Genomic DNA, 24086 nt, shown 5'->3' with positions numbered 1-24086 from the left:
GGCATGTTTCCTGCCTTGTTGAGGCCATCGCCAAGCGCCCCCTCGAATCCGCAGGAAATATGAAGATTCAGTCGGAAATTTCTGCAAGGGCGCCGCTTTCAGACAGACAAATCGCATGAAGGATGAAGACCGCCGGCACCCACTGACACCCGACGACACGTTTCCGGCCGCGTCCGGTCACGCGGCGGACAACTTCGTCCGCGTGCGCGGGGCCCGTGAGCACAACCTCAAGAACGTCGATGTCGATATCCCACGCAACGCGCTGGTCGTATTTACCGGGGTCTCGGGGTCGGGCAAGTCCTCCCTGGCATTCGGCACGCTTTACGCGGAAGCCCAGCGGCGCTACTTCGAGTCGGTGGCCCCCTATGCCAGACGGCTGATCGAGCAGGTTGGCGTGCCGGAGGTGGATGCGATCGAAGGGCTACCGCCCGCCGTCGCGCTCCAGCAGCAGCGCGGTACGCCGAATGCACGTTCCACGGTTGGAAGCGTCGCCACGCTGGGGAGTCTTGTCCGCATGCTCTATTCGCGCGCGGGCACTTATCCGGCCAGGCAGCCGATGCTGTATGCGGAGGACTTCTCGCCCAACACGGTGGAGGGCGCCTGCCCCACGTGCCATGGTCTGGGGCGCATCTATGATGTGACCGAGCAGTCGATGGTGCCCGACGATACCTTGTCGATACGCGAGCGCGCCATCGCGGCGTGGCCGCCCGCATGGCACGGGCAGAACCTGCGCGACATCCTGGTGACGCTCGGTTACGACGTGGACAAGCCGTGGCGCGAGCTGCCGAAGAAGGACCGTGACTGGATCCTGTTCACCGAGGAACAGCCCACGGTGCCGGTGTACGCAGGATTCACGCCCAAGGAGGTGCGCGCCGCGCTCAAGCGCAAGATGGAGCCGAGCTATCAGGGCACGTTCACGGGCGCCCGTCGCTATGTCCTGCAGACCTTCGCCACGACGCAGAGCGCGCTGATGAAGAAGCGCGTTTCGCAATACATGATTGGACGCGAATGCCCGGCCTGTCACGGCAAGCGGCTCAAGAAGGAAGCGCTATCGGTGACGTTTGCGGGCATGGACATCGGCACGTTCGCGAACCTTCCGCTTGCCCGCGTGGCGGAGATCATGCGGCCGATTGCGCACGGCGAGTGGGCGAGCCCCGAGGCAATCTCCGGCGCGGTGCTGAGCACGAAGGCGATGCGCGCCGCCACGGCGCGGCGCGTGGCGGCAGGGGGATCCGCACACAAGGCGGCGCCCGACGTGCGACGCACGCCCAACCTCTCCGACGAAAAGCGGCTGGCCGCGCAGCGCATCGCGGAAGAGCTGATGGAGCGCGTTTCCACGCTCATCGATCTCGGGCTCGGGTATCTGTCGCTGGACCGCAGCACGCCGACGCTGTCATCGGGCGAATTGCAACGGCTGCGGCTGGCCACGCAGCTATCTTCCCAACTGTTCGGCGTGGTTTATGTGCTCGACGAGCCCTCGGCCGGGCTGCATCCCGCCGATGGCGAAGCGCTGCTGGTGGCGTTGCGACGATTGAAGGCCGCCGGCAACTCGCTGTTCGTGGTCGAACATGACACACAGACCATGCGTCACGCGGACTGGATCGTAGACGTGGGGCCGGCCGCTGGCGAGGGCGGCGGCCACGTGCTCTACAGCGGGCCGCTCGACGGGCTTGCCGCGGTGCAGGCATCGCGTACCGCAGCGTATCTGTTTGGCGAGCAACAGGTGTCCCTGCGAGAACCCCGTGAACCCGCTGGGTGGCTCAAGCTCGTGCATGTCGCCCGCAACAATCTCCACAAAATCGATGCGGCGATACCGCTGGGGTGCTTCGTGGCGGTGACGGGCGTCTCGGGATCGGGGAAGTCGAGCCTGATCAGCCAGGCCCTGCCGGAGCTGGTGAACCGGCATCTTGGCCGCGCCAACGATAGCGATGCCGACGAGGAGCGCGATCCACTGTTCGCGGTGACGGATGCGCCGACAAGTGGGCGCGTGGCGGGCGACCTGGAGGCGGTGCGCCGTCTGGTGCGCGTCGACCAGAAGCCCATTGGCCGCACCCCGCGATCGAACCTCGCTACCTATACCGGGCTGTTCGATCATGTCCGCAAGCTGTTTGCCGACACCCCCGCCGCGCGCAAGCGGCGCTATACGCCGGGACGCTTTTCCTTCAACGTCGCCCAAGGCCGTTGCCCCACATGTGAAGGCGAGGGCTTCGTCAGCGTGGAGCTGTTGTTCCTGCCGAGTGTGTATGCGCCGTGTACCGCCTGCCACGGCACGCGCTATCAGGCGCAGACGCTGGAAATCACCTGGCAAGGCCGGAATATTGCCGAGATCCTCGACCTGACCGTCGATGCGGCATGCGAAGTCTTTGCGGATGAGCCTTCGGTGATGCGATCGCTGAAGGCGTTGCAGAACATCGGATTGGGATACCTTCGATTGGGGCAGCCGGCCACCGAGCTGTCGGGTGGCGAGGCACAGCGGATCAAACTGGCCACCGAACTGCAGCGCGCCCAGCGCGGCGACACGCTCTACGTGCTGGACGAACCCACCAACGGACTGCATCCGGCCGATGTGGACCGCCTGCTCCTGCAACTACAGGAGCTGGTGGATGCGGGCAATACCGTGGTCGTTGTCGAGCACGACATGCGTGTCGTGGCCCAGGCGGACTGGGTGATCGACATGGGTCCGGGCGCCGGAGAGCTGGGCGGCCGCGTCGTGGCTAGCGGCCGCCCCACCGATATCACCAGCGTGGCGACGAGCCGCACTGGCGAATATCTGGCAAAGGAATTGAGTTGACCCGTTCAAGGCCGCTCAACCGTCGGTCGACACTGTGACGTGTTCCCAGGCGCAGAGTTCGCTTGCTGCAGCAGACAGCTTGCTTCGCACGAGTTGGAGCGCGTCGCTACCAAGCAGAAGATGCGCGGGCGGCTGATCTGCATCGATCACGGCGAGCATCGCACGCGCTGCCTTTGCGGGATCTCCCAACTGCTTTCCGCTCTTCTCGATACGTGCCTCGCGAACCGGTTCGAAGATAGCGTCGTAGTCGGGGATTGAGCGTGGCGTGCGGGTCATCGATCGACCCGCCCAGTCGGTCCGAAACGAGCCCGGCGCGACAGCAGTAACCGCAATACCGAAGGGCTGCACTTCCTTGGCAAGCGCGTCCGAGATGCCTTCCAGAGCGAACTTGCTCCCACAGTAGTAAGCAATACCGGGCATCGTGATGTAGCCGCCCATAGACGTAATGTTAAGAACATGACCGCGCCTGCGTTCACGCATGAAAGGCAGCACGGCCTTCACCATGGCGACTGCGCCGAACACGTTCACGTCGAACTGTCGGCGCATCTCGGACAAAGGCGACTCTTCCAGAATGCCCTCATGCCCGTAGCCCGCGTTGTTGACGAGGACATCGATGGGGCCGACGTTCGATTCGATCTCCGCAACGACGCCGTCGATGGCGTCGAATTCGGTCACGTCGAGTATGCGGGCGAAAGCCCTGTCGATGGATAGCGCTTCGAAGTCTTGCTTCGCTCGCGCGCTTCTCACCGTGCCGACCACGCGGTGGCCGGCCGCTAGCGCCTCTTGAGCGAGCGCACGACCAAAGCCGCTGCTGACGCCGGTAATGAGCAAGCGTTTGCTGGATGCCATTTGAGCTTCTCCGTTCGGTAGACTGGAGAGCGCATGTTATTCTGCAGAAATCAGTGATATAAGCGCCAATCTCCTGTTTTTCTTGCCTAAAACTATGTATTCGAAGAGTGATACGGGTAATCATCCGTCTTCGTCAGACGGCGGGCAACGACGATTGGTCGATCTGCTCGGCGCATTGGCGCACAACGAGGGATACAACCTCACGGCGCTCCCCGGGGTCCGAATACTGCGCTCCGATCGCGCCTTGTCGCGTACTCCGGTTCTTTACGATCCGGGAATTGTCATCGTTTGCCAGGGCCGCAAGCGTGGTTACTTCGGTGACAAGCGCTATGTCTACGACGCGCAGCACTACCTCGCCGTCTCAGTTCCCGTTCCATTCGATATGGAGACGGACGCGACGCCGGCGCATCCCCTTCTCGCGATGTATTTGCACCTGGATTTTGCGGTCGCCGCCGAGTTGATGCTGCAAATCGACCGTCAGTCGGTGGCCGAGCGCGCGCAGCCACCGCAGGCCATGATGTCAAGTCCAATGGATGCGGACATGCGCGCATCGGTATTGCGCTTCCTGGAGGCGATGAACCGACCGCTCGAGGCAGCCGTGTTGGGTCCCGGTCTGCTGCGAGAACTGTATTTCCGGGTACTCACCGGGGAGCAGGGAAGCGCCATGCGAGAGGCGCTTGCGATGAAAGGTCAGTATGGAAAGATCGGCCGGGCGCTGCGCCGCATTCATGCCGATTACGCGGAACCGCTCGACCTGTCGCAACTCGCACTGGAAGCCGGCATGAGTATTCCTACCTTCCACAGCCATTTCAAGGCGATCACGCAGACGTCACCCATGCAGTATCTAAAGTCGACGCGCCTGCATCAGGCTCGCCTGCTAATGGTGCGTCAAGACCTGACCGCAGAAGCGGCTGGCCGTGCCGTGGGCTACACAAGTCCATCACAATTCAGCAGAGAATTTAGAAGACTTTTTGGCTTGACCCCGGCGGCGGAGGCGAAGCGAATGCGAGAAGGGTTTGCGGTCCCCCCGGTGTTCCATGACGCTGAGTACGTCTCCTCGCACTGATGGCGTTTGCTGTCCGGATAGACTTAGCATCTTTCGATTTCACGGCGGGGCCTGTCCCCTTGCTAGCAACAATCACCTATGCCTTACGATCTGACCAACCGGCTGGTACTGGGGCTCGCGTCGAGTGCGCTGTTCGATCTCGACGAGTCCGACAAGATTTTCCGTGGCGACGGCGAGGAGGCCTATCGGGACTACCAGCGAAAGCATCAGCACGTACCGTTGCGCCCGGGCGTGGCATTTCCCTTTATTCGACGACTGCTATCGCTCAACGAACTGCGTCCGGGTGATCCGCTGGTGGAGGTAATCCTGCTCTCCAGGAATGATCCCGACACCGGCATGCGGGTGATGGAGTCGATCAAGGCTCATGGGCTGGATATCAGTCGCGCCCTGTTTCTGCAGGGCGGCGCGCCGCAGCGATATATCGAGGCGCTGAGCATCAGCCTGTTCCTTTCCGCAAATCAGACCGATGTCCGCCAGGCGATCCTGGCTGGGCATGCGGCCGGCCAGGTTCTGGCTGGCACCTTGCCCGCCGATACGGAGTCTGACGAGCTACGGCTGGCCTTCGACTTTGACGGGGTGATTGCCGACGATGCGGCCGAGGCCGTTTTCCACAACGGCCAGCTCGACGCATTCCTTCAGCACGAGCAGAAACACATCGACATCCCCCACAATCCGGGACCCCTGGCGCCGTTCCTGAAGAAACTGGCGGTGATCCAGGCGCTCGAGAGCGAGCGCGTGCAGCGGGACCCGCAGTACAAGCAGAAGTTGAGCGTGGCGATCGTCACCGCGCGCAACGCGCCGGCGCATGAACGCGTGGTCAACACCATGCGCCACTGGGGCATCTCGGTCAACGAGGCGTTCTTTCTGGGCGGGGTAGAGAAGCGGCTCGTCCTGGAAGTGCTCCAGCCGCACATTTTTTTCGACGACCAGCGCCTGCATCTCGAACCGGCCGCCGGGACCCTGCCTTGCGTCCATATCCCGTTCGGGATCCGAAACGCCGAGCAGCTTTCCCCGGAGGCCGTGGATGGCGGGGCGATGCCAGCTTAATTCGCCTTACATGGCAGTGATGTTCTTCGCCTTGACGATGGCGCTCCAGCGGTCGTAGTCCTTGTTCAGGCGTGCCTGCATCTGCTTGCCGTCCTGGAACGAGGCGATGGCGCCGGCACTTACCAGCTTCTGCTGCAGTTCCTTGTCGCTGGTGACGATGTCGCGGGTCTCGCGGGCAATGCGGTCCACGATGGCCTGCGGCGTCTCCAGCGGCGCGATCAGGCCGCCCCAGGAGTCGAAGTCGAAGCCTGGGAAGCCCTGTTCGGACACCGTCTTCACGCCGGTCAGCAGCACCTTGGCATTGGGCGAACTCAGGGCGATCGCCTTGAGCTTGCCGGCGCGGATGTGGGGCAGGGCGGCCACTACGTCGGCGAACATGATGCCCACCTGTCCGCCCAGCAGGTCCGCAACGGCCGGCGCACTGCCGCGGTACGGCACGTGCTGCATGTCGAAGCCGCCCAGGTCCTTGAGCTGCTCCATGGCCAGGTGCCCGAAGCTGCCGGTGCCCGAGCTGGTGTAGTTCAGCGGCGTCTTGCTGGCCTTGGCGAAGCGGATCAGGTCCGGCAGGGTCTCCACGCCGGGCACCACGGCGGGATTGATGACGATGGCCATCGGCAGCACATAGACCGTGGCCACGGACAGGAAGTCCTTCTTCACGTCATAGGCGTTGTTCTTGTACATCAGCGGTGCCAGCAGGGCCGGCATGCCGAACATCGACAGGCTGTAGCCATCGGCCGGGCTCTTGATAAAGCTGGCCGTGCCGATGGAACCCGACGCACCCGGCTTGTTCTCGATGATGACCTGCTGCCCGAGCCGCTCCGACAGCTTCTGGGCCACGATCCGGGCGGCGGTGTCCGTGGGGCCGCCCGCCGGGAACGCGACGGTCATCTTGATGAACTTCTCCGGCCAGCCGGTCTTGGCGAGCACGGCGGGCATCATCGATGCCAGGGAGGCCGCGGCGCCGGCCTTGAGGATCTGGCGGCGGCTGAGTCGCAGCTTGGTCATGGGTTTTGTCTCCAGTTTTGAATCGAAATATCGGGATCAGATCACGCCTCGGGATCGCAGGCCCGCGATAGCGTTGTCGTCGAGTTGTAGCACTTCCTTGAAGATTTCCGTGGTGTGCTCGCCCATATGGGGCGGCGGGCGCCGCACGGGCAGGCGTTGGCCATCCATCGCATAGGGCGGGGCCAGCACGGCCTGCGCGCCGGCCTCGGTGTCGTGGAAATGGTGCAGCAGCCCCGCGTCGGCGGTGCGTTGGGACTGTAGCGCGTCGAGCATGCCCAGCACCTCGCCGCACGGAATCTGCGCGGCGGTCAGCCGTTGCAGCAATTCGGCCCGGGTGAAGCGCCGCAGGGTCTCGCGCAGTGCGGCCAGTAGGGTGTCGCGATGGGCCGAGCGCGTCGTGTTCGTCGCAAATCGCGGATCTTCCGCCCATTCGGGACGACCGATGACTTCGCGGCAGAATCGCTGGAACTGGCCGTTGTTACCCACGGTGATCACGAGCGGGCCGTCGGCGGCCTCGAAGACGCCGTAAGGAACGATGGACGGATGGGCGTTGCCGAACTTCGGCGGATCGCCGGCCTTGAGCAGCGCTTCCATGCCGTAGTACGACGTGATCATCAGCCCGCAGTCATAGAGGGCCATCTGCACATGGCGTCCGCGTCCGGTGGTGTGGCGCGCGAACAGCGCCGCCAGGATCGCCTGCCCGGCGTACATGCCGGTGAACATGTCCACGGCCGCGACGCCAAACTTCAGCGGACCTTGCCCGGCCTCGCCGTTGGTGGCCATTACGCCGGCTTCGCCCTGCACCACAAGATCGTAGCCGGGCCGCTCGGCCTCCGGCGTGAAGCGTGCGTAGCCGGAGATCGAGCAATAGACGAGGCCCGGATTGTCCGCGCTGAGCTGTCCGTAGCCAAGGCCCAGCTTTTCGGCGCCACCGACCTTGAAGTTCTGGATCACCACGTCGCTGCGCGCGGCCAGCTGGCGCGCCAGCTGCACGCCCTCTTCGCTCTGCAAGTCCAAGGTGACCGAGCGCTTGTTGCGGTTGGCGCTATTGAAATAGGAGGTATTGCGCGTGCCGATCCGCACGCCCCAGTCTCGGGTGTCGTCGCCGCGCGCGGGGTGCTCGACCTTGATGACATCGGCGCCGAGGTCTGCCAGCGCCATCGCACACATCGGCCCGGCCAGTACGCGCGAGAGGTCAAGGATGCGCACGCCTGCCAACGGCAACGGCGCGGCCTGATTCTGTAATTCCATTGTCTGTGTCTCCTGTCAGCGCATTGTCTATATGTTCCGTATGCTTGACAATTGCTACCAATCCGCAACGCATATGACTACGGAAAGTTGACAATGGACCTGAACGGGCTGTCCCTGCTCGTGGACATCATCGAGGCCGGCAATCTCAGCCGCGCCGCGGCGCAGCTCGGCATGAGCCGCGCCAACGTCAGCAAGCGCCTCAACCACTTCGAGCGGCAGATTGGCGCGGAATTGCTGCGACGCAGCACGCGGCAGCTGGAACCGACGGAACTCGGCTGGCAGTTGTATGAGCATGCCCGGGCCATCCGCCACGAAGTGATGGCGGCGCAGGAGTCGGTCCAGAGTCTGGGGAAGCGGTTGAGCGGCACGGTCCGGCTCAGCGTGCCGAGCGGCTTCGGCCAGCACACCATGTCCGCGTGGTTCATCGCGTTCATGAACCTGTATCCGGCCATCACGCTGAACGTGGTGTTCGACAACGACATCGACGACCTGATCAAGGGCGCGGTGGACTTCTCCGTCCGCGTGATGGGCGACGCGCCCACCAACGCCGTGGCCTGCAGCCTGGGCGACGTCGAATATGTGGCCTGCGCGACGCCGGATCTGGTGCGCACCTACGGCATGCCGCAGACCCTCGAGCAATTCAAGGACCTGCCGCTGATCACCTCGGAACTGACGGGCCAGAAGCTGCACGCGGCGGGGAGGCCGGGCCCGGCAAGCCGGCAGCTCGACATTCGGCCCAGGCTGATGTCGGCGAACTTCTTCTTCCTGCGCGATGCCATCCTCCAGGGGCTGGGGGTGGGACTGGTGCCGCACTACATGGTGGATCAGGACCTCGCCACGGGGGCGCTGCTGCGCCTGCCGCTGCCGCCGGAGGATTTATCTTTCCTCCGGACCACCATGTACCTGCTCTACATGCCGGCGCGCTACCAGACGCGCGCCGTGGCCACGCTGATCGCGTTCCTGCAGGAACGCGCGGCAGGGCGCGGCGCCTAGATCACACCGTGTTCGTAGGCGTAGCGGATCAGGTCGGTGTTCTTCTTGACCCCGAGCTTGTCCATGGCCGTGGATTTCTGCGATGAGACGGTGCTGATCGACCGCCCGACCCGGGTGGCGATCTCCTGTAACTGCAAGCCCTGGACGTAGAGGCGCACCACTTCCGTCTCGCGCAGGGTCAGGTCGTGGACTGCCTTCTTCATGGCGCCAGAGGCGTTCAGCAGCGTGCGGATGGTCGAGGAATAGAAGCACTCGTCCGTGGTGGTCACGTGCACGCAGGCCTGGACCACCTCGTCGAGTTCATCCTGCTTGCTGACGAACGCGCGCACGCCGAGGTGCATGGCACGGGCCACGATGCCCGGGTTCATCTGGCCGCTGATCACCACGATGCGGGCGTCGGGATGGCGCGCGATGAGCTGCCGCAGCAGGTTGAAGCCGTCGACACTGCGGTCTGCCTGCCCCATGGCGAAGTCTGTCACGATGATGTCGAGTTCGGCATCGGCCAGCGCATGGATCAACGCGCCGCCGTTTGCGCATGCGCAGATCACCTCGAACCCAGGCGTGGCGGCGAGGCAGTCATGCAATGCCTTGAGGATGAGAGGGTGGTCGTCTGCGACGGCGATGCGATTGGCCATCAAGGTCATAACGTTGTCTCCGAACAGGTCATGCTGGCGTGGTCAAGGCCCCGCCGGCGCGTGGCGGCCGGCGGGTGAGGGGGAGAGCTATCGGGGACGATTGGCGCGCAGGCTGGCCTGCTGCGCCGCGAGGGCCGTGCGCAATGCCTGGTACTCGGGCAGGAGGCGGACCATCTGCATGACGAACTGTTCGCAGCGCTGCGAGGGCACCGGGGAGGCCGCCGTGCACAGCACCGCGGCCGGATGCGCCAGCGCCGGATGGACGGCCAGCCAGCGCGGCGTGGCCGCATAGCCGCGCAGGCGCAGCAGCATCAGCAGTTCCACCGGCACGGCCTGTTCGATGGGCTGGTCGAAGTCCGCGAGTGCCGTGGGCGAATGGCCGTGGCTTTGCGCGAGATGGCGGTCGGCCAGTTGTAGCGCCAGTTCCACGAACGCGGTTTCGTTGTCGCGCCAGTGCAAGGCCATATCGGCAAGCGGCGATTCCGTGGGGCGGAACGCGGCCCCGGGCACCTCGACATCGAGCGCCTGCCCGGCCACCCGGATGATCATGCCGGTGACGCCGCTCAGCGTGGGCTGGTAGAGATTGTCGAGTTCGGAGTGCTCGCCAAACCATTCCCGCAGCGCGAACGCCGCCAGATCGCGCCAGTCGAGCGCAAGCAGCATCGCCACCTGGAGCGCCAGATCGGACAGATCGGTCTTGTTATAGTGGGTGCCGTACCAGTGCTTGCGGTGCACGACCATGGCGTGCGAGCCGGCCAGGCTTTCGAGCACGCCGGACCGCAGGCTGGCCGTATTCGGCGCGGGCGCACCGCGCGCGGTGGCATTGATGGCCTGCCATTGGCGAACCCGGCCCAGTCGGTACATCGCCCGCGCCACGCGCGATAGCGATACGGTGGCCGGTGCTTCGAAGAACTCGGCCATGGTCTTGCAGTACCGATTCCTGAGCAGGGCAGCCTCCATCTCGGCGGGATGGGTGCCGAGGTGGCTCGGATGGTCTGTCTCAACCTCCAGCGGAATATTTGTTTGCATATGCGATCTGTGTGAACACCGTTGGCCTACGTTAGCCGCTTAGCCGTGATGTCACCATCGCTGTTTCCTGAAAATGCAATCTCTCTGCTGTCAGGCCACCCCCTTCGCCGACATCGATTTGAATAATCTGCGAGTCGCTGGACCTACCAGTGATAGGAGAAGCCCACCGCGCCGCCATGCGTGCTGCCGTGGGTGCCGAGTTCGCCGTCGTAGCGAATGGACAATCGGCTACGCGGCGTGGGACTGACGCTCATGCCCAGCCGCAGTTGAGCGGCATTGCGGTTCTGGCCGCTGCCGTGCACCGTGAAGTCGGTGGCGGGGGCGCCGGCGTAGCGCGCGTTGATAGCCAGCGTGTTCGTGCCGAAGGTGTGGACCCAGGCCGCCGCGGCGTCGATACGCCACGCGCCGCCCGGTCCGTCGAACAGATGGCGCCACTCGGTGCCGAGCAGCGACCGGACCGAATGCGTCGTGCGCGAAGGCAGCACAAGGTTGACGCTGTCCGCCCCGGATTCCACCGTGCCGGACAACTTCACAGACTGCAACTCCGCGCCGGCAAACGGTGACAGCACGCCGGGCAGGGCCAGCGGCAGGTCCACGCCGGTGCGCAGGGCGGTGAAGAACTGATTGCCGTGCGCGCCGCCCGTGGCCGTACGGGGCACCTCGGTGAACGTGATGTCGCGACGCATATCGTCGATATTGCGCGCGTAGCCCAGTGCCTGCCGGAACCAGAAACGGCCTGCTGTGTAGCGGCCATAGAGCACGGCCTGGTAGCTGTCGAACTGGCCGTGCACCGGCAGGCCGTGGGTGAAGGTATTGCCGTGGAGGTAGCCGAATGCCATCCCGCCGGTGAACGCCGGCGTCCATTGATAGTCGACCCCGGCCATGACGCCCGCCAGGTTGATGTCCTGCGACAGCCACGTGTCATACCCGCCGATGCGGCCGGTGTTGCCCAGCACTGTGGCCCATGCGCAGAAGCGCGCCGCCGGTGCCGCGCCGGTGCAGGTGTTGTCCGCAAGCCGGGTGTCGATGGCGTTCATGCCCGCCCGCGCCGCCGCGTAGTGGGCGTTCGGCAGCGCGGCGTAGGCTTCCGCGCTCAACTGGTCGATCGCCGCGTAGGCTCCTGCACCTTCCTGATTGAACAGTTCGAGCGCCACCGACAGGAAGTCCCGGCTCGGCGCGTTGTTGGTGCCTGCGGCGAAGGCGTCGCGGTCCAGGGCAGTTTCCACGGCGATCTCGTTCGGTGTACCGCCGGCCAGGGCGAAGCCGCGTGCGACCACGAGGTAGGCATTCCCGGCATCGTAGGCCAGGGAGGGCGTGGCGAACGGATTGAGCGTGGTCACGCCCGCGAACGTGCCGGTCAGCCCGCCCGAGGCCGACAGGATGCGGTACGTATCGGCAGGACGCAGCGACAGCGCGCGCAGACGGGCCTGCACCATGCCGCCGGCCAGCGCGGCGGGGCCGGTGACGTCGATCAGGTCGTTGCTGGTGTGCGAGACATCGACCTGATACACGGCGCCGGCCGCCTGGCTGTAGCTGCCCACGACAGACAGCGTGCCGACCGACAGCGGCGCCCTCGGCGTAGTCGGCAAGACGGTGTTCCCGGGCGCGACGATGCCCTGCACGCTGACGGCGCCCTGTACCGTGCCCGTGCCGGCCAGCGCCGCGCTGGGCGACACCGCCACGGCCGGGCTGGCGAGCGTGCCGTTCACGCGCAGGGTGCCGGTCTCGACCGTGGCCGATGTCCCGATCTCCGCGGTGCCGTCGAGCAACCAGTCCGTGCCGCGCATATGGAAAGTGGGGAAGCCATAGGCACGGCCGGGCAGGCTGCCGCTGCCCTGCAGAATCAGGGCGTTGCCGGCACCGTTGCCACCGTCGAGGTCGCCCGATAAGGCGCTGCCGGTATCGAGCGTCAACGTGCTATTTGCCCCGGTGAACTGCACGGCGACGCCGCTGCCGCTCAGCGTGCCCGCGTTGACGATGGCGACGTTGGCGCCCGCCACGATGGCCGGCCCCTGGCTGCCGGCAATCGTCGCCCCCGGCTGGTTGACCACGCTGGCGGGACCATCCGCGCCACCGATCCGGATGGCCGGGACGCCCGCGCCGCTGGCCGTGATCGTGCCTGCATTGACGATCTGGCTCCCGCCGTTGAGGGTGATGGCGCTGGTTGTAGGCGACTGGAGCGCTCCGCCCGGCGCCACTTCTATATAGAGGCCGGTGACGCCGGGCTGGGCGGTCAGGCTGCCGGTGAGCTGCCCGGCCACCACGAAGCCGCCGCCGCCGACCTGCCACGCCTGCTCGTCGAGGTTCGCGCCCGTCAGTGTCCAGATGCTGGCGCCCTGCTTCTGGAGGATGCCGAAGTTCCGGTACTGCGCGGCGGGGCCGAGCGCGGAGAGGTCGAAGCTGCCGGCGTCGGCGCCGCCTAGCACCAGCATGTTGCCGACGCTGCCCGCGGCGCCACCGTCCACGACGCCGGTGATCCGCGAGGTGCCGCTGATCTCGAGCCGGTCGTCCGCCGGGCCGAAGGCGATGGCCACGCCGCTGCGCCCGTTGATCGTGCCGCTGTTGACGATGGAGGCCGGCGCGCTGGGGCCCGAGTGCAGGTCGATGGCTGCGCCCTCGTCCGACGCAATCAAGCCGGCGTTGTCGAGGGTGAGGGCAGGCGTGGCCAGGATGCCGTGCGCATGCCCGACGATGCGGCCCGTCGCCAGATTGACCACGGTGCCGCTCTCGGCGAAATGGATGGCGGCCTGTGTGCTGGAGTAGTCGAACACATCGCCGGCGATGTCGCCGGCATTGATCACGATGCTGCCGGACTGCCCGAGGTAGATGCCGTCGAGCTTGCCGGCGATCACCGCGCCGGCGTGGTTCACCACGGTGCCGCCAGCGAACATCGCCACCGCGGTGGTGCCGGGGCTCGCCAGCACGCCGAAGTTGGTCAAGGTGCCCAGGGGGAGGTGCACCGCGTTGTAGCCGCCATAGACGGTGCCGTTGTTGGTCAGTGCCCAGCCGGAGCTGCCCGATGCGTCGATGGCAACGGCGCCGTTCCCACGCGTGTCGATGATCGCGCCGGGTACCACGACGAACGGGTTGTCGGCGCGGCTCAGCTTGTAGCCCACCTCCGAACTCGTCAGGTCAGTCGCATGAAGGGGCCGGAAGGCGGTGGCGAACAACAGGAGTACAGCGATGCGAACTCGGGACGGAACGGGCATCGGCAATTTCCCATGGATCGGAAACTGAATCCAATATGTTTGATAATGGGTGATATTGGATTATCAGAGGATTATCGGGTGGATTTGAAGGGCAGTGTATGTGATGCGAAGGGGTTGGGAAAGTGGATTAATGTCAGGGCGGGGGATTTATTTTCCTGCGGAGTCTGATATTTATTTTCCCGATCGACATAACGCAATCTCGCGATTGTCATTTATTATCCATATGCCGGTCGACCATGCAAGAAATACAGAGCCAGCAGGCTTGACAGCGAAAGGGGCTGCTCACTCCCAGCGCAATGCCGGATTACCCGGGGAGCGCTCCCAACATATATGTAACAGCGCTGGAATTCTGGGTGGCTCGCCCTAGGGTATTAGGATGGGCACTGCCCTTCTCATTTTGCATCCTTAGCCACAGGGGATTACGAATGGCCATCCAGTCACTCGCATCTCATAGCACGGCGCAATTACGAAGAATGATTGGCCACTTGCAGACGGAACTGGACGCCCTGGAGCGTCTGTCTTCACTGGATACCGAGGTGCAGGCGCGCCTTGGCTACGCCTGCACGCGGCTGCGGGAGGGGCTCGAAGCGGTGGAGGACGCACAGCGCTCGCTGCGATCGCTGCAGGAAGTGCGGCCTTCGGCACTGCGCAATGCCCGTCCGTCGCGCAAGGCCTGACGGACGGGTGGACGGGCATATGGCGACGAATCAGGCCATTGCCGGCATCCCCGCCAGGAGTTTGTCCAGCGTGATCGGGTAGTCACGCACCCGCACGCCGGTGGCGTGGTAGATGGCATTGGCCACCGCCGCGCCCACCCCGCAAATGCCGAGTTCTCCCACGCCCTTCGCTTTCATCGGCGAGGAAATGGGATCCACCTCGTCCAGGAAAATCACGTCCTGGTGGGGAATATCGGCGTGCACGGGCACCTCGTAGCCGGCGAGGTCGTGATTGACGAAAAAGCCCACGCGCTTGTCGATGGCAAGTTCCTCCATCAAGGCGGCGCCCACGCCCATCGTCATGGCGCCGATCACCTGGCTGCGTGCCGACTTCGGATTCAGGATCCGCCCCGCCGCGCAGACGGCCAGCATGCGGCGCACGCGGATCTCGGCGGTTGCCATGTCCACGCCCACCTCGACGAAATGCGCGCCGAAGGTCGATTGCTGGTACTTCTTGTCGAGATCGCCGAATTCCAGGGTGTCCTCGGCGGTCACGCCGTCCCCCGCCGCCTGTGCCAGCGGCACGCTGCGGCCCCCGGCGCGAATCTGGCCACCCTCGAACACCGCGTCCGTGCCGCTCAGGCCGGCACGCTCGGCCAGCAGTTGGCGCAGCTTCACGCAGGCGGCATAGACGCCTGACGTCGAACTGTTGGCGCCCCACTGCCCGCCGGACCCCGCCGACACCGGGAACGACGAATCGCCCAGCCGCACCACCACCTGTTCGATCGGCACGCCAAGCATCTCGGCCGCCGTCTGGGCGATGACCGTATAGCTGCCCGTGCCGATATCGGTCATATCGGTCTCGACGAAGACCCGGCCGCCCTTGTCCACCCCCACGCGCGCGCCGGACTTCATGACGAGGTTGTTCCGGAAGGCCGACGCCACGCCCATGCCGACCAGCCATTGCCCCGCCTTGGTCGCACCGGGTTTGGGATTGCGCGCCTGCCAGCCGAAGCGCTCGGCGCCCAGCCGCAGGCATTGGACGAACTGCCGCTGCGAGAACGGCCGCGCCGGCTTCTCCGGATCGACCTGCGTGTCGTTGAGGATGCGGAACTGCACGGGGTCGATGCCGGCCTTCTCGGCGATCTCGTCGATGGCGATCTCCAGCGCCATCATGCCCGGCGCCTCGCCCGGCGCGCGCATGGCGTTGCCTTCGGGCAGGTCCAGCGTGGCCAGTCGCAGCGCGGTCATCCGGTTGGCGCCGGCGTAGAGCAGGCGCGTCTGCTGCACGGCGGTCTCGGGCCCGCCGCCGGGCAGGTCGCCCGACCAGCTTTCATGGGCGATGGCCGTGATCTTGCCGTCCCGCGTGGTGCCGATGCGGATGCGCTGGATCGTCGCCGGCCGGTGCGTGGTGTTGTTGAACATCAGGGGCCGCGTCAGCGCCACCTTCACGGGCCGCTTGGCCGCGCGCGCGCCCAGCGCCGCGAGCAGCGCCTCGGCCCGCACGAACAGCTTGCCGCCGAAGCCGCCGCCGATATAGGGCGAGATCACGCGCACGTTCTCCTTGGGGATGCCGAGCGTGGCCGCCAGGTCTTCGCGGCCCCAGGCGATCATCTGGTTGGCCGTCCACAACGTAAGCTTGTCGCCGTTCCAGGCGGCGATGGAGGCGTGCGGCTCCATCATCGCGTGCGACTGGTCGGGCGTGGTGTAGGTGGCGTCCAACTGCACCGGCGCCGCCGCGAAGCTGCCGGCGAAGTCGCCGACGGCCGTCTCCGGCTTGCCCGAAAAGTCATCGCCCTTCGGCGCGACGGCCGTATCGCGCGCGGCGGCCAGGTCGAACGCGCCTTTCTCGGCGGTATAGCGCACGCGGATCATCTGCGCCGCCGCGCGGGCCTGCTCGAAGGTCTCCGCTACCACCAGCGCCACGGCCTGGTGATAGTGCTGGATCTCCGGGCCGCCGAGCAGCTTCGCGGTATTGCGCTGGCCCTTGCCGAGCTTGCCGGCATTCGCGGCTGTGACGATGGCCAGCACGCCGGGCGCGCGACGCGCGGTGGCGGTGTCCATCGACACGATGCGGCCGCGTCCGATGCCGGCGCCCAGCACATAGCCGTAGGCCTGGTTGCGCGCCACGTCGTGCCGCTCGTAGGCGTAGGGCGCCGTGCCGGTGGCCTTGTGGGGACCGTCGATGCGGTCCGTGGGTTTGCCGACCACGCGAAGCTGGTCGATCGGATTGGTGGTGGCGGGGGTGTCGAATTTCATCGTCCGTCTCCTCCGGTCAGGTGCGGGCCTGCGCCAGCACGGCGCTCAGGGTGCGCTGGAACAGCGGCACCTTGAAGGCGTTGTCGTGGGTGGGCCGGGCGTCCGCGAACAGGCGCTGGGTCACGGCTTGGGCGCCGCGCGGCAACTCGGTCTCGGCGGCTTCCAGGCGCCACGGCCGGTGCGCCACGCCGCCCACGGCCACGCGGCCGGTGCCGTCGCGCTGCACGATGGCGGCCACGGACACCAGCGCGAACGCATACGACGCCCGGTCGCGGACCTTCCGGTACAACTGCGCGCCGCCGATGGGCGGGGGCAGCGTCACGGCGGTGATCAGCTCGCCCGGCTCCAGCGCGGTCTCGATATGCGGCGTGTTGCCCGGCAGCTTGTGGAAATCGAGGATCGGGATGACGCGCACGGCGCCCTTCGGGTTGACAGTCTCCACCGAGGCGTCGAGCACGCGCATCGCCACGGCCATGTCGCTCGGATGCGTGGCGATGCACGCATTGCTGGCGCCGATGACCGCATGCTGCCGCGTCACGCCGCCGATGGCCGCGCAGCCGCTGCCCGGCACGCGCTTGTTGCAGGGCTGGTCGGTATCGTAGAAATAGGGGCAGCGCGTGCGTTGCAGCAGGTTGCCCGCCGTGGTGGCGCGGTTGCGCAGCTGCCCGGAGGCGCCGGCCAGCAGCGCGCGCGCCAGCACGCCGTAGTCGCGCCGCACGCGCGGGTCGGCGGCGAGGTCGGTGTTGCGGACCAGCGCGCCGATGCGCAGCCCGCCCTGGGAGGTGGCCTCGATCTTGTCCAGCGCCAGGCCGTTCACGTCGATCAGGTGCAGCGGGGTCTCGATGCCGAGTTTCATCAGATCGAGCAGATTGGTGCCGCCCGCGATGAAGCGGCTGCCCGGGATGCGCGTGGCGGACGCGGCGGCCTGCGCCGGCGACTGGGCGCGTTCGTAGGTAAAGGGGATCATGCTTTTCTCCCGGCGACGTCGCCAATGGCGTCGAGGATGTTGGAATAGGCGCCGCAGCGGCAGATGTTGCCGCTCATCCGCTCGCGGATCTCCTCGGCGCTCAGGGGCGGGCGCGCGTTGAGGTCGGCGCTGACGTGGCTCGGGATGCCGGCCTGGATCTCGTCGAGCACGGCCACGGCGGAACAGATCTGGCCGGGCGTGCAATAGCCGCACTGGTAGCCGTCATGCTTCACGAAGGCCACCTGCATCGGATGCATGCGCTCGGGCGTGCCCAGACCCTCGATCGTCGTGATCTTGGCCTCGTGGTGCATCACGGCGAGCGTCAGGCAGGAGTTCAGCCGGCGCCCATCGACGATGACCGTGCACGCGCCGCACTGGCCGTGGTCGCAGCCTTTCTTGGTGCCGGTCAGGTGCAGGTGTTCGCGCAGGGCGTCCAGCAGCGTGGTGCGGGTGTCGAGGTCGAGGTCGCGCCGCTGGCCGTTGACGATCAGCGACACCTTGTGGGAGATGGGCGGGCGCGTGGTGGCGGGGGAGGGCGCGGCGGCGGGCTGGCCGGTGACGGCGCCCGGCACGGCGGCGGCGGTCACCGTGACCGCGCTCGCCTTGAGCAGTTCGCGCCGCGATAGCTTGAGAGGCTGATGGTCGCGGAAGTCTTCCATGGGGTGGGGTCCTTGTTATCGTCCGTGGGCGGGGACGCCAGAAATTGCAATGTGGCGACGGTTGCGCGCAGTTATTACACGGCGCGGGCCGGCCGAGCGGGGCGTCTGCCAGTGCGGGCAGAACGGCGCACAAAACATGCCCGAGCCCGCCCGCGCCCGCCTGCGCCCTCGCCCGGCCTGCCCGCCGGCATTCGACGTTTCACGTCGCCATGAAGCATCGGCGGCACGGCGTGACGCACACTGCATCCATTCGCCACGGAGCCGCTCCCATGTACGTTGCCGATCCGATTGCCGCCGTCACCGATCCCGACCCCTATCCGTACTACCGGCACCTGGCCGCCACGCGGCCGTTCCACCACGATGCCGCGCTGGGCCTGTGGGTGGCCGCCAGCGCCGACGCGGCCGCCGAGGTCCTCGCCCATCCCGACTGCCGGGTCCGCCCGGTGGCCCAGCCGGTGCCGCCCGCGCTGGCCGGCACCCCGGCGGGCGCCCTGTTCGGCCGGCTGGTGCGCATGACCGACGGGGCGCCCCATGCGGCGCTCAAGGCCGTGGTCATGCGGGCGATGGCCGGCATCGACCTGCCAGCCGCCCGCCTCCGCGCCCGCGCGCTGGCTGCACACCTGCCGCGCGTGGAGGCGGACGACGCCCACGAGGCCAATCGCTGGATGTTCACGCTGCCCGTGCTCTGCGTGGCGGACCTGCTCGGGCTGCCGCTGGAGCGGGACGAAGCCGGCCATGTGTCCACGCGGGTGGCTGGCTTCGTGGCGACGTTCGCCGCGGCCATGTCACCGCTCGCCCGGCCCGCCGATGTGGAGGCGGGCGCCGTGGCCGCGCAATGGCTGACGCGCTGGGCGGGGGAGCATGCCGCCCCCGGCGGGTTGCTCGCGGCGATGTCGCAGGCCGCTATCGACACCGCTATCGACGCCGATATCGACCCCGCCACGCTGCTGGCCAACGCCATCGGCCTGATGATCCAGGCGTGCGAGGCCACGGCCGGGCTGGTTGGGAATACGCTGGTACGGCTGGGCAGGACTGGCGAAGCGGGCGATCTCGACCAGCTGGTCGCGGACGTCGCCCGTACCGATCCCCCCGTGCAGAACACGCGCCGCTTCCTGGCGGCGGACGCCACGCTCTGCGGCGAATCCCTGAAGGCTGGCGATGCCGTGCTGGTGCTGCTGGCCGCCGCATCGCACGATCCGTCCGCACCCCGCCCCGACCGCCCCTGGACCTTCGGCACCGGTCGCCACGGCTGCCCCGGCGACGCGCTGGCGCGTCTTCTAGCAGCAACCACCGTCGACAGCCTGCTCCGGCGCGATGTCGACCCGCGCCGCCTGCTGACCGGCTTGCGCTATCGTCCGTCCGTGAACGCCCGCATTCCGCTGTTCACACCATCCCACTAATAAATAGAGGAGCCCCCATGATTGCCGTGATTTTCGAAGTCGAACCCGCGCCGGGCCGCCAGGACGCCTATCTCGACATCGCCGCCCACCTGAAGCCGACGCTTGAGGCCATCGATGGCTTTATCTCGGTGGAGCGCTTCCAGAGCCTGACCACGCCGGGCAAGCTGCTGTCCCTCTCGTTCTTCCGCGACGAAGCGGCGGTCATGGCCTGGCGCAACACGCTAGACCACCGCCAGGCGCAGGCGGCCGGGCGCGGCGGCGTGTTCGCCAACTACCGGCTGCGCGTGGCCCAGGTGCTGCGCGACTACGGCCTGAACGAGCGCGACGAGGCGCCGGCGGACAGCCGGGCGGTCCACGCCGATCTGCCCACCGGCGTGTCCACCCCCCGCTGAAGGAGTTTGTCGATGTTCCACGTAGGTCCTGAATTCGCGTTTATCGGCCTGACCTTCCTGCTGGCCGGCTTCGTCAAGGGCGTGGTGGGCCTTGGCCTGCCGACCGTGGCGGTGGGCCTGCTCGGGCTGGTCATGCCGCCCGTGCAGGCCGCCGCGCTGCTGGTGGCGCCGTCCATGGTGACCAACGTTGTGCAGCTGTTCAGCGGCCCGCGCTTCGGTCAACTGCTGCTGCGGCTGTGGCCGATGCTGGTCACCATCTGCGCCGGCACGTGGCTCTGCGCCGCGCTGGTGCCGGCCAGGATGATGGACCACGCCACCAACGCGCTCGGCGTGGCGCTGATCGTCTATGCCGTGATGGGCCTCGCCGCCGTGCGGCTGGTCGTGCCGCCCCGGGCGGAGCGCTGGATGGCGCCGCTGGCCGGGCTGGTTACGGGGGCGATCACCGCCGTGACCGGGGTCTTCGTCATTCCCGCCGTGCCTTACCTGCAGGGGCTCGGCCTCGACAAGGAAAGCATGGTGCAGGCGCTGGGGCTGTCGTTCACGGTCTCGACCATCGCGCTGGCGGTGAGCCTGGCGCTGGGCGGCGCGCTGCTCCATACGCCGGTGCTCGGGGCCTCGCTGCTGGCGCTGGTGCCCGCGCTGGGCGGGATGTTCCTCGGCCAGTGGCTGCGGCACCGGATCAGCGCGGAGCGCTTCCGGCGCCTGTTCTTCTGCGGATTGCTGTTGCTGGGGGCGGATCTGGCCCTGCGCGGCATCGTCTGACCGGACATGGCATGAAAACCTGACACAATCGCCCCCGATACTGGTGCAGGATCGCAGCGTGGCATCCGTCACGGCACCAGACGACGAAAGGGCGATGCGGCATGACACGGCGCAGGGGTACTACCCAACTGTGGGCAACGCTGGGCAAGCAGGCGGCGCGTAGCGCCCGGCGCCTGCAACGCACGGTGACCAATTCCGTGCTGAAGACGGCCAAGCAGCAAAGCAGTGCGGTCAGCGAGGCCGTGGGCCGCGCCGTGGGCAAGGCTGCGCACCGGGCGCTGACCGGCGTGGTCACGCCGGCGCCGTCGCCGGTCAGCAAGGGCGGCGGGGTCTGGGAGGAGGGGGTCTGGGGCTTCACCCTTGGCCTGGGCGCGCTGGGCCAGCGGCGCTACCGGATCTTCGTGCCGCCAGGCGTGAGCGCCGCGCGGCCTGCGCCGCTGCTGGTGCTGCTGCACGGCTGCGGGCAGGACGCCGCCAGCTTTGCCGCCTGCGCGCGCGTGACCACCGTGGCGCGCGATGCGCGCTGGGTGGTGCTGATGCCCGAGCAGTCGGTGCAGGCGAACTCGCAGCGCTGCTGGAACTGGTTCCGGCCGGACGCCCGGGGCGCATCCGAGGCGGCGCTGCTGATGTCGATGATCGACCATGTCTGCCGGCGCTACGCCATCATCGGCGAGCGGGTGTGCGCGCTGGGGCTGTCTGCGGGCGGGGCGATGGCGATGATGCTCGGCCTGCGCTATCCCGATCGTTTTGCCGCCGTGGGTTCGCACTCGGGCGCGGTGCCCTACAGCGCCGTCAACGCGGCCCAGGCCCCACGCGCCATGCGCGGCGAGCGCGTCCCGGACGCCGTGGCAGCCCGGCTGGCGCTGGCGGGCCGGCGACCGCCCCCGCTGCTGCTGCTGCATGGCGATGACGACACCGTGGTCACCTACGACAACGCCACCTCGGCCGCTGCGCTGTGGCTGGAGTTGCTGCCGCCCGGCGCGCCCGCCCCCAAGGCCATGCCGCCCCGGCGCGTGCGGCGCGGCACCCGGCGCGCGGTGGATGTCTTCGACTGGCAGGCCGGCGTGCGGCCCTTTATGCGGCTGGTCAAGGTGGAAGGGCTGCGCCACGCCTGGAGCGGTGGCGCGCCGGGGCAGGCCTTCGCCGACCCGACCGGCCCGGATGCGCTGAAGATCGCCCTGCGCTTCTTCTCCGTGAACGGGCGCGGGCTGGCTTGATGGGGTGACTTACCCCGGGGTTTAGTTCGTGCCGATCGGCTCGAAGGCCACGTCGCTGGTCGGACACGCCACGCACGGCAGGATCAGGCCCTCGTCCTTTTCATCCGCACTGAGTCCCGGCCATTCGATCCGATAGCGCACGCTCCCCGCGTGAAGCTGGCTGATGCAGGCCCGGCAGGTGCCGTTGCGGCAGGAGCTGGGCAGGGCGACGCCTTCGAGCAAGGCCGCCTCCAACAGGCTCAGCGAGGCCGGCGCGGCGTAGTGCGTCTCGCCGGGCAGCACGCGGGCGGTGAATTCGGCGCTGTCGTGGGTGGTGATGTCGTCCGGATCAGGCATTGGCTTCCGGAAACTGGGCGCGGCCATGGGTGGCGTCGCGCAGGGTGGCGATGGCGGAATCGCGCAGCGTGGCCGGCAGGCGGATCACCAGCCGGGCCAGCGCGCCGTACTGGGTGTCGGCCAGCATGCAGCCCTCGCCAGCCATCGATTCGATCCAGCGGCGCACGCGTGGTTCGTCGGCATAGTCCACCTCGACATCCAGCGTGGCGTAGGCGATGCGCTCGACGCGCTCGGCGTCCTTGAGCGCGGCGGCAATCGCATCGGTATAGGCGCGCACGAGTCCGCCCGCGCCGAGCTTGACCCCGCCGTAGTAGCGGATCACCGCCGCCAGCACGCCATCGAGATCATGGTGGCGCAGCACTTCGAGGATCGGCCGGCCCGCCGTGCCAGACGGCTCGCCGTCATCGGACATGCCCGACTGTCCACCCGCCAGCAGCGCCCAGCACACATGCGTGGCCCCCGGGTGCTGCGCGCGCAGGTCCTGGAGCACTGCCATGGCGGCCTCGCGGTCCGGCACGGGCGTGGCCAGGCCGATAAAGCGGCTCTTGCGGATCTCGAGGTCCGAGTGGACGGGGGTGGCAAGCGTGTAGGTGGGCAAGGCGGCGAAAATCGGCCGAAACCGGCGGGGTGACTGGGCAGGAGGGGAGTGTAGCGCAGCCGGGGCGCTGCGCCGTCCGGGTCTGACCGCGCCGGGGCGCCGCGCCTGCTACCCTTGCGCCTGTCACCCGCGAAAACAGGAGCGCCCATGAACCGCCCGTCCCCCGACCTCGCCGCGCGCCGCATGGCGCCTGCCACCGAGCGCAACCGGGAGCCGATCCTTGCCGTGCTGCGCCAGGTGCTGCCGGCCAGCGGCACGGTGCTCGAGATTGCCAGCGGCACCGGCCAGCACGCCGCGCACTTTGCCGCCGCGCTGCCGGGCATCACCTGGCAGCCGAGCGACCCCGATGCCACCTGGCGCGAGTCGATCGCGGCCTGGGCGGCCCACGCCGGGGCGACGAACGTGCTGCCGCCGCTGGCCCTCGACGTGCGCGCGGAACCCTGGGGCATCGACGCCGTGGCCGCCATTGTCTGTATCAATATGGTCCACATCTCGCCGTGGGCGGCCGCCGAGGCGCTGTTCGCCGGCGCCGGCAAGCGGCTCGGGCCGGGCGGCGTGCTCTATCTCTACGGCCCTTACAAGCGCGACGGCGCTCACACGGCGCCCAGCAACGAAGCCTTCGACGCGCAGCTGCGTGCTGCCGATGCCGAATGGGGCGTGCGCGACATGGAAGCGGTGATCGCCCTCGGGGCTGCCCAAGGCATGACCTGCGACGCGCCCATCCCGATGCCGGCGAACAACTTCAGCCTGGTCTTCCGCAAGCCGGCGGCAGGCTAGCCGCGCACGAGCATGATCACCGCCGTGACGATCAGGCACACGGCGAACGCGGCGCGCAGGCGGCGCTCCGGCATCCGGTGCGCCAGCGCCACGCCCCAGGAGATCGTCAGCATGCCGCCGAGCGAGAGCGGGATGCCGCTGGTCCAGTCGACATGCCCGGCCTGGGCATAGGTCATCAGCGCGACCAC

At 67.4% G+C, this 24086-nt stretch carries 22 protein-coding genes; 10 read left to right on the top strand and 12 right to left on the bottom strand.

Annotation, left to right across the window (positions count from 1 at the left end):
• Positions 1-115: 115 nt before the first annotated feature.
• Positions 116-2791: an excinuclease ABC subunit UvrA gene (locus AC1DP9_RS24815; protein WP_477108754.1), complete on the top strand. Its 2676-nt coding sequence runs from the start codon at positions 116-118 to the stop codon at positions 2789-2791.
• Between the two features lie 15 nt (positions 2792-2806).
• Here the strand turns inward: AC1DP9_RS24815 and AC1DP9_RS24810 are convergent, their stop codons facing one another.
• Entirely contained in the window at positions 2807-3640 is an 834-nt protein-coding gene (locus AC1DP9_RS24810; protein WP_477108753.1) for an oxidoreductase, read from the bottom strand.
• 94 nt (positions 3641-3734) lie between these two features.
• Here AC1DP9_RS24810 and AC1DP9_RS24805 point away from each other — a divergent pair, with 94 nt between their 5' ends.
• Both AC1DP9_RS24805 and AC1DP9_RS24800 read left to right on the top strand, forming a co-directional pair.
• Complete coding sequence (locus AC1DP9_RS24805) at positions 3735-4706, top strand: AraC family transcriptional regulator (RefSeq protein ID WP_477105125.1); 972 nt, start codon at positions 3735-3737, stop codon at positions 4704-4706.
• Positions 4707-4784: 78 nt separating this feature from the next.
• Entirely contained in the window at positions 4785-5753 is a 969-nt protein-coding gene (locus AC1DP9_RS24800; RefSeq protein WP_477108752.1) for a 5'-nucleotidase, read from the top strand.
• Between the two features lie 6 nt (positions 5754-5759).
• Here AC1DP9_RS24800 and AC1DP9_RS24795 read toward each other — a convergent pair whose 3' ends face one another.
• Together AC1DP9_RS24795 and AC1DP9_RS24790 are read right to left on the bottom strand one after the other, a co-directional pair.
• Positions 5760-6758 (bottom strand): Bug family tripartite tricarboxylate transporter substrate binding protein, encoded by a 999-nt coding sequence (locus tag AC1DP9_RS24795; RefSeq protein WP_092293553.1) that lies wholly within the window; start codon positions 6756-6758, stop codon positions 5760-5762.
• A gap of 36 nt (positions 6759-6794) precedes the next feature.
• Positions 6795-8009, bottom strand: a complete 1215-nt coding sequence (locus AC1DP9_RS24790) for a CaiB/BaiF CoA transferase family protein (protein ID WP_477108751.1) — start codon at positions 8007-8009, stop codon at positions 6795-6797.
• A 93-nt stretch (positions 8010-8102) separates the two neighbouring features.
• On the opposite strand from AC1DP9_RS24790, the gene AC1DP9_RS24785 reads away from it, so the two are divergent.
• Complete coding sequence (locus AC1DP9_RS24785; RefSeq protein WP_092293549.1) at positions 8103-9002, top strand: LysR family transcriptional regulator; 900 nt, start codon at positions 8103-8105, stop codon at positions 9000-9002.
• On the opposite strand, the gene AC1DP9_RS24780 is transcribed toward AC1DP9_RS24785, so the two are convergent.
• The 3 genes from AC1DP9_RS24780 to AC1DP9_RS24770 all read right to left on the bottom strand — a co-directional run bounded on the left by AC1DP9_RS24780 (position 8999) and on the right by AC1DP9_RS24770 (position 13875).
• Positions 8999-9646 (bottom strand): response regulator, encoded by a 648-nt coding sequence (locus AC1DP9_RS24780; RefSeq protein WP_092293547.1) that lies wholly within the window; start codon positions 9644-9646, stop codon positions 8999-9001. The genes AC1DP9_RS24785 and AC1DP9_RS24780 overlap by 4 nt on opposite strands.
• Before the next feature lie 78 nt (positions 9647-9724).
• Entirely contained in the window at positions 9725-10666 is a 942-nt protein-coding gene (locus AC1DP9_RS24775) for a hypothetical protein (protein WP_143093876.1), read from the bottom strand.
• A 143-nt stretch (positions 10667-10809) separates the two neighbouring features.
• Positions 10810-13875, bottom strand: a complete 3066-nt coding sequence (locus AC1DP9_RS24770; RefSeq protein ID WP_477108750.1) for an autotransporter outer membrane beta-barrel domain-containing protein — start codon at positions 13873-13875, stop codon at positions 10810-10812.
• Between the two features lie 485 nt (positions 13876-14360).
• Between AC1DP9_RS24770 and AC1DP9_RS24765 the strand changes: the two genes are divergently transcribed.
• Complete coding sequence (locus AC1DP9_RS24765) at positions 14361-14552, top strand: hypothetical protein (protein ID WP_441591345.1); 192 nt, start codon at positions 14361-14363, stop codon at positions 14550-14552.
• A 30-nt stretch (positions 14553-14582) separates the two neighbouring features.
• On the opposite strand, the gene paoC is transcribed toward AC1DP9_RS24765, so the two are convergent.
• Genes paoC through paoA form a run of 3 tightly spaced genes read right to left on the bottom strand, consistent with a single transcriptional unit; the run spans position 14583 to position 18416 of the window.
• Positions 14583-16790, bottom strand: a complete 2208-nt coding sequence (gene paoC / locus AC1DP9_RS24760) for an aldehyde oxidoreductase molybdenum-binding subunit PaoC (protein WP_477108749.1) — start codon at positions 16788-16790, stop codon at positions 14583-14585.
• A gap of 16 nt (positions 16791-16806) precedes the next feature.
• The gene (locus tag AC1DP9_RS24755; protein WP_477105123.1) at positions 16807-17757 is read right to left on the bottom strand and encodes an FAD binding domain-containing protein; all 951 of its coding nucleotides are present in this window, start codon (positions 17755-17757) and stop codon (positions 16807-16809) included.
• The gene (gene paoA / locus AC1DP9_RS24750; RefSeq protein ID WP_477108748.1) at positions 17754-18416 is read right to left on the bottom strand and encodes an aldehyde dehydrogenase iron-sulfur subunit PaoA; all 663 of its coding nucleotides are present in this window, start codon (positions 18414-18416) and stop codon (positions 17754-17756) included. The genes AC1DP9_RS24755 and paoA overlap by 4 nt, the downstream gene beginning before the upstream one ends.
• Positions 18417-18685: 269 nt before the next feature.
• On the opposite strand from paoA, the gene AC1DP9_RS24745 reads away from it, so the two are divergent.
• The 4 genes from AC1DP9_RS24745 (at position 18686) to AC1DP9_RS24730 (ending at position 22187) form a co-directional block, all read left to right on the top strand.
• Positions 18686-19816, top strand: a complete 1131-nt coding sequence (locus AC1DP9_RS24745) for a cytochrome P450 (protein ID WP_477108747.1) — start codon at positions 18686-18688, stop codon at positions 19814-19816.
• Positions 19817-19833: 17 nt separating this feature from the next.
• Complete coding sequence (locus tag AC1DP9_RS24740) at positions 19834-20208, top strand: antibiotic biosynthesis monooxygenase family protein (RefSeq protein WP_477108746.1); 375 nt, start codon at positions 19834-19836, stop codon at positions 20206-20208.
• Between the two features lie 12 nt (positions 20209-20220).
• Positions 20221-20970, top strand: coding sequence for a sulfite exporter TauE/SafE family protein (locus AC1DP9_RS24735; RefSeq protein WP_369823406.1), 750 nt, complete (start codon positions 20221-20223; stop codon positions 20968-20970).
• A 101-nt stretch (positions 20971-21071) separates the two neighbouring features.
• Positions 21072-22187 (top strand): extracellular catalytic domain type 1 short-chain-length polyhydroxyalkanoate depolymerase, encoded by a 1116-nt coding sequence (locus AC1DP9_RS24730; protein WP_477108745.1) that lies wholly within the window; start codon positions 21072-21074, stop codon positions 22185-22187.
• 21 nt (positions 22188-22208) lie between these two features.
• On the opposite strand, the gene AC1DP9_RS24725 is transcribed toward AC1DP9_RS24730, so the two are convergent.
• Together AC1DP9_RS24725 and AC1DP9_RS24720 are read right to left on the bottom strand one after the other, a co-directional pair.
• Positions 22209-22523 carry a 2Fe-2S iron-sulfur cluster-binding protein gene (locus tag AC1DP9_RS24725; RefSeq protein ID WP_477108744.1) on the bottom strand — a complete coding sequence of 105 codons (315 nt, stop codon included), beginning with the start codon at positions 22521-22523 and terminating at the stop codon, positions 22209-22211.
• Positions 22516-23121 carry an IMPACT family protein gene (locus AC1DP9_RS24720; protein WP_477108743.1) on the bottom strand — a complete coding sequence of 202 codons (606 nt, stop codon included), beginning with the start codon at positions 23119-23121 and terminating at the stop codon, positions 22516-22518. The genes AC1DP9_RS24725 and AC1DP9_RS24720 overlap by 8 nt, the downstream gene beginning before the upstream one ends.
• A gap of 147 nt (positions 23122-23268) precedes the next feature.
• On the opposite strand from AC1DP9_RS24720, the gene AC1DP9_RS24715 reads away from it, so the two are divergent.
• The gene (locus AC1DP9_RS24715; RefSeq protein WP_441591348.1) at positions 23269-23898 is read left to right on the top strand and encodes a DUF938 domain-containing protein; all 630 of its coding nucleotides are present in this window, start codon (positions 23269-23271) and stop codon (positions 23896-23898) included.
• Here the strand turns inward: AC1DP9_RS24715 and AC1DP9_RS24710 are convergent.
• A partial coding sequence (locus AC1DP9_RS24710; protein ID WP_477108742.1) for a TSUP family transporter occupies positions 23895-24086 on the bottom strand: 192 nt, incomplete at its 5' end. The two genes, AC1DP9_RS24715 and AC1DP9_RS24710, sit on opposite strands and share 4 nt — an antisense overlap.

It is taken from the genome of Cupriavidus sp. 01L43, from assembly GCF_056399925.1.
This window is presented reverse-complemented; position numbering and strand designations above follow the sequence as displayed.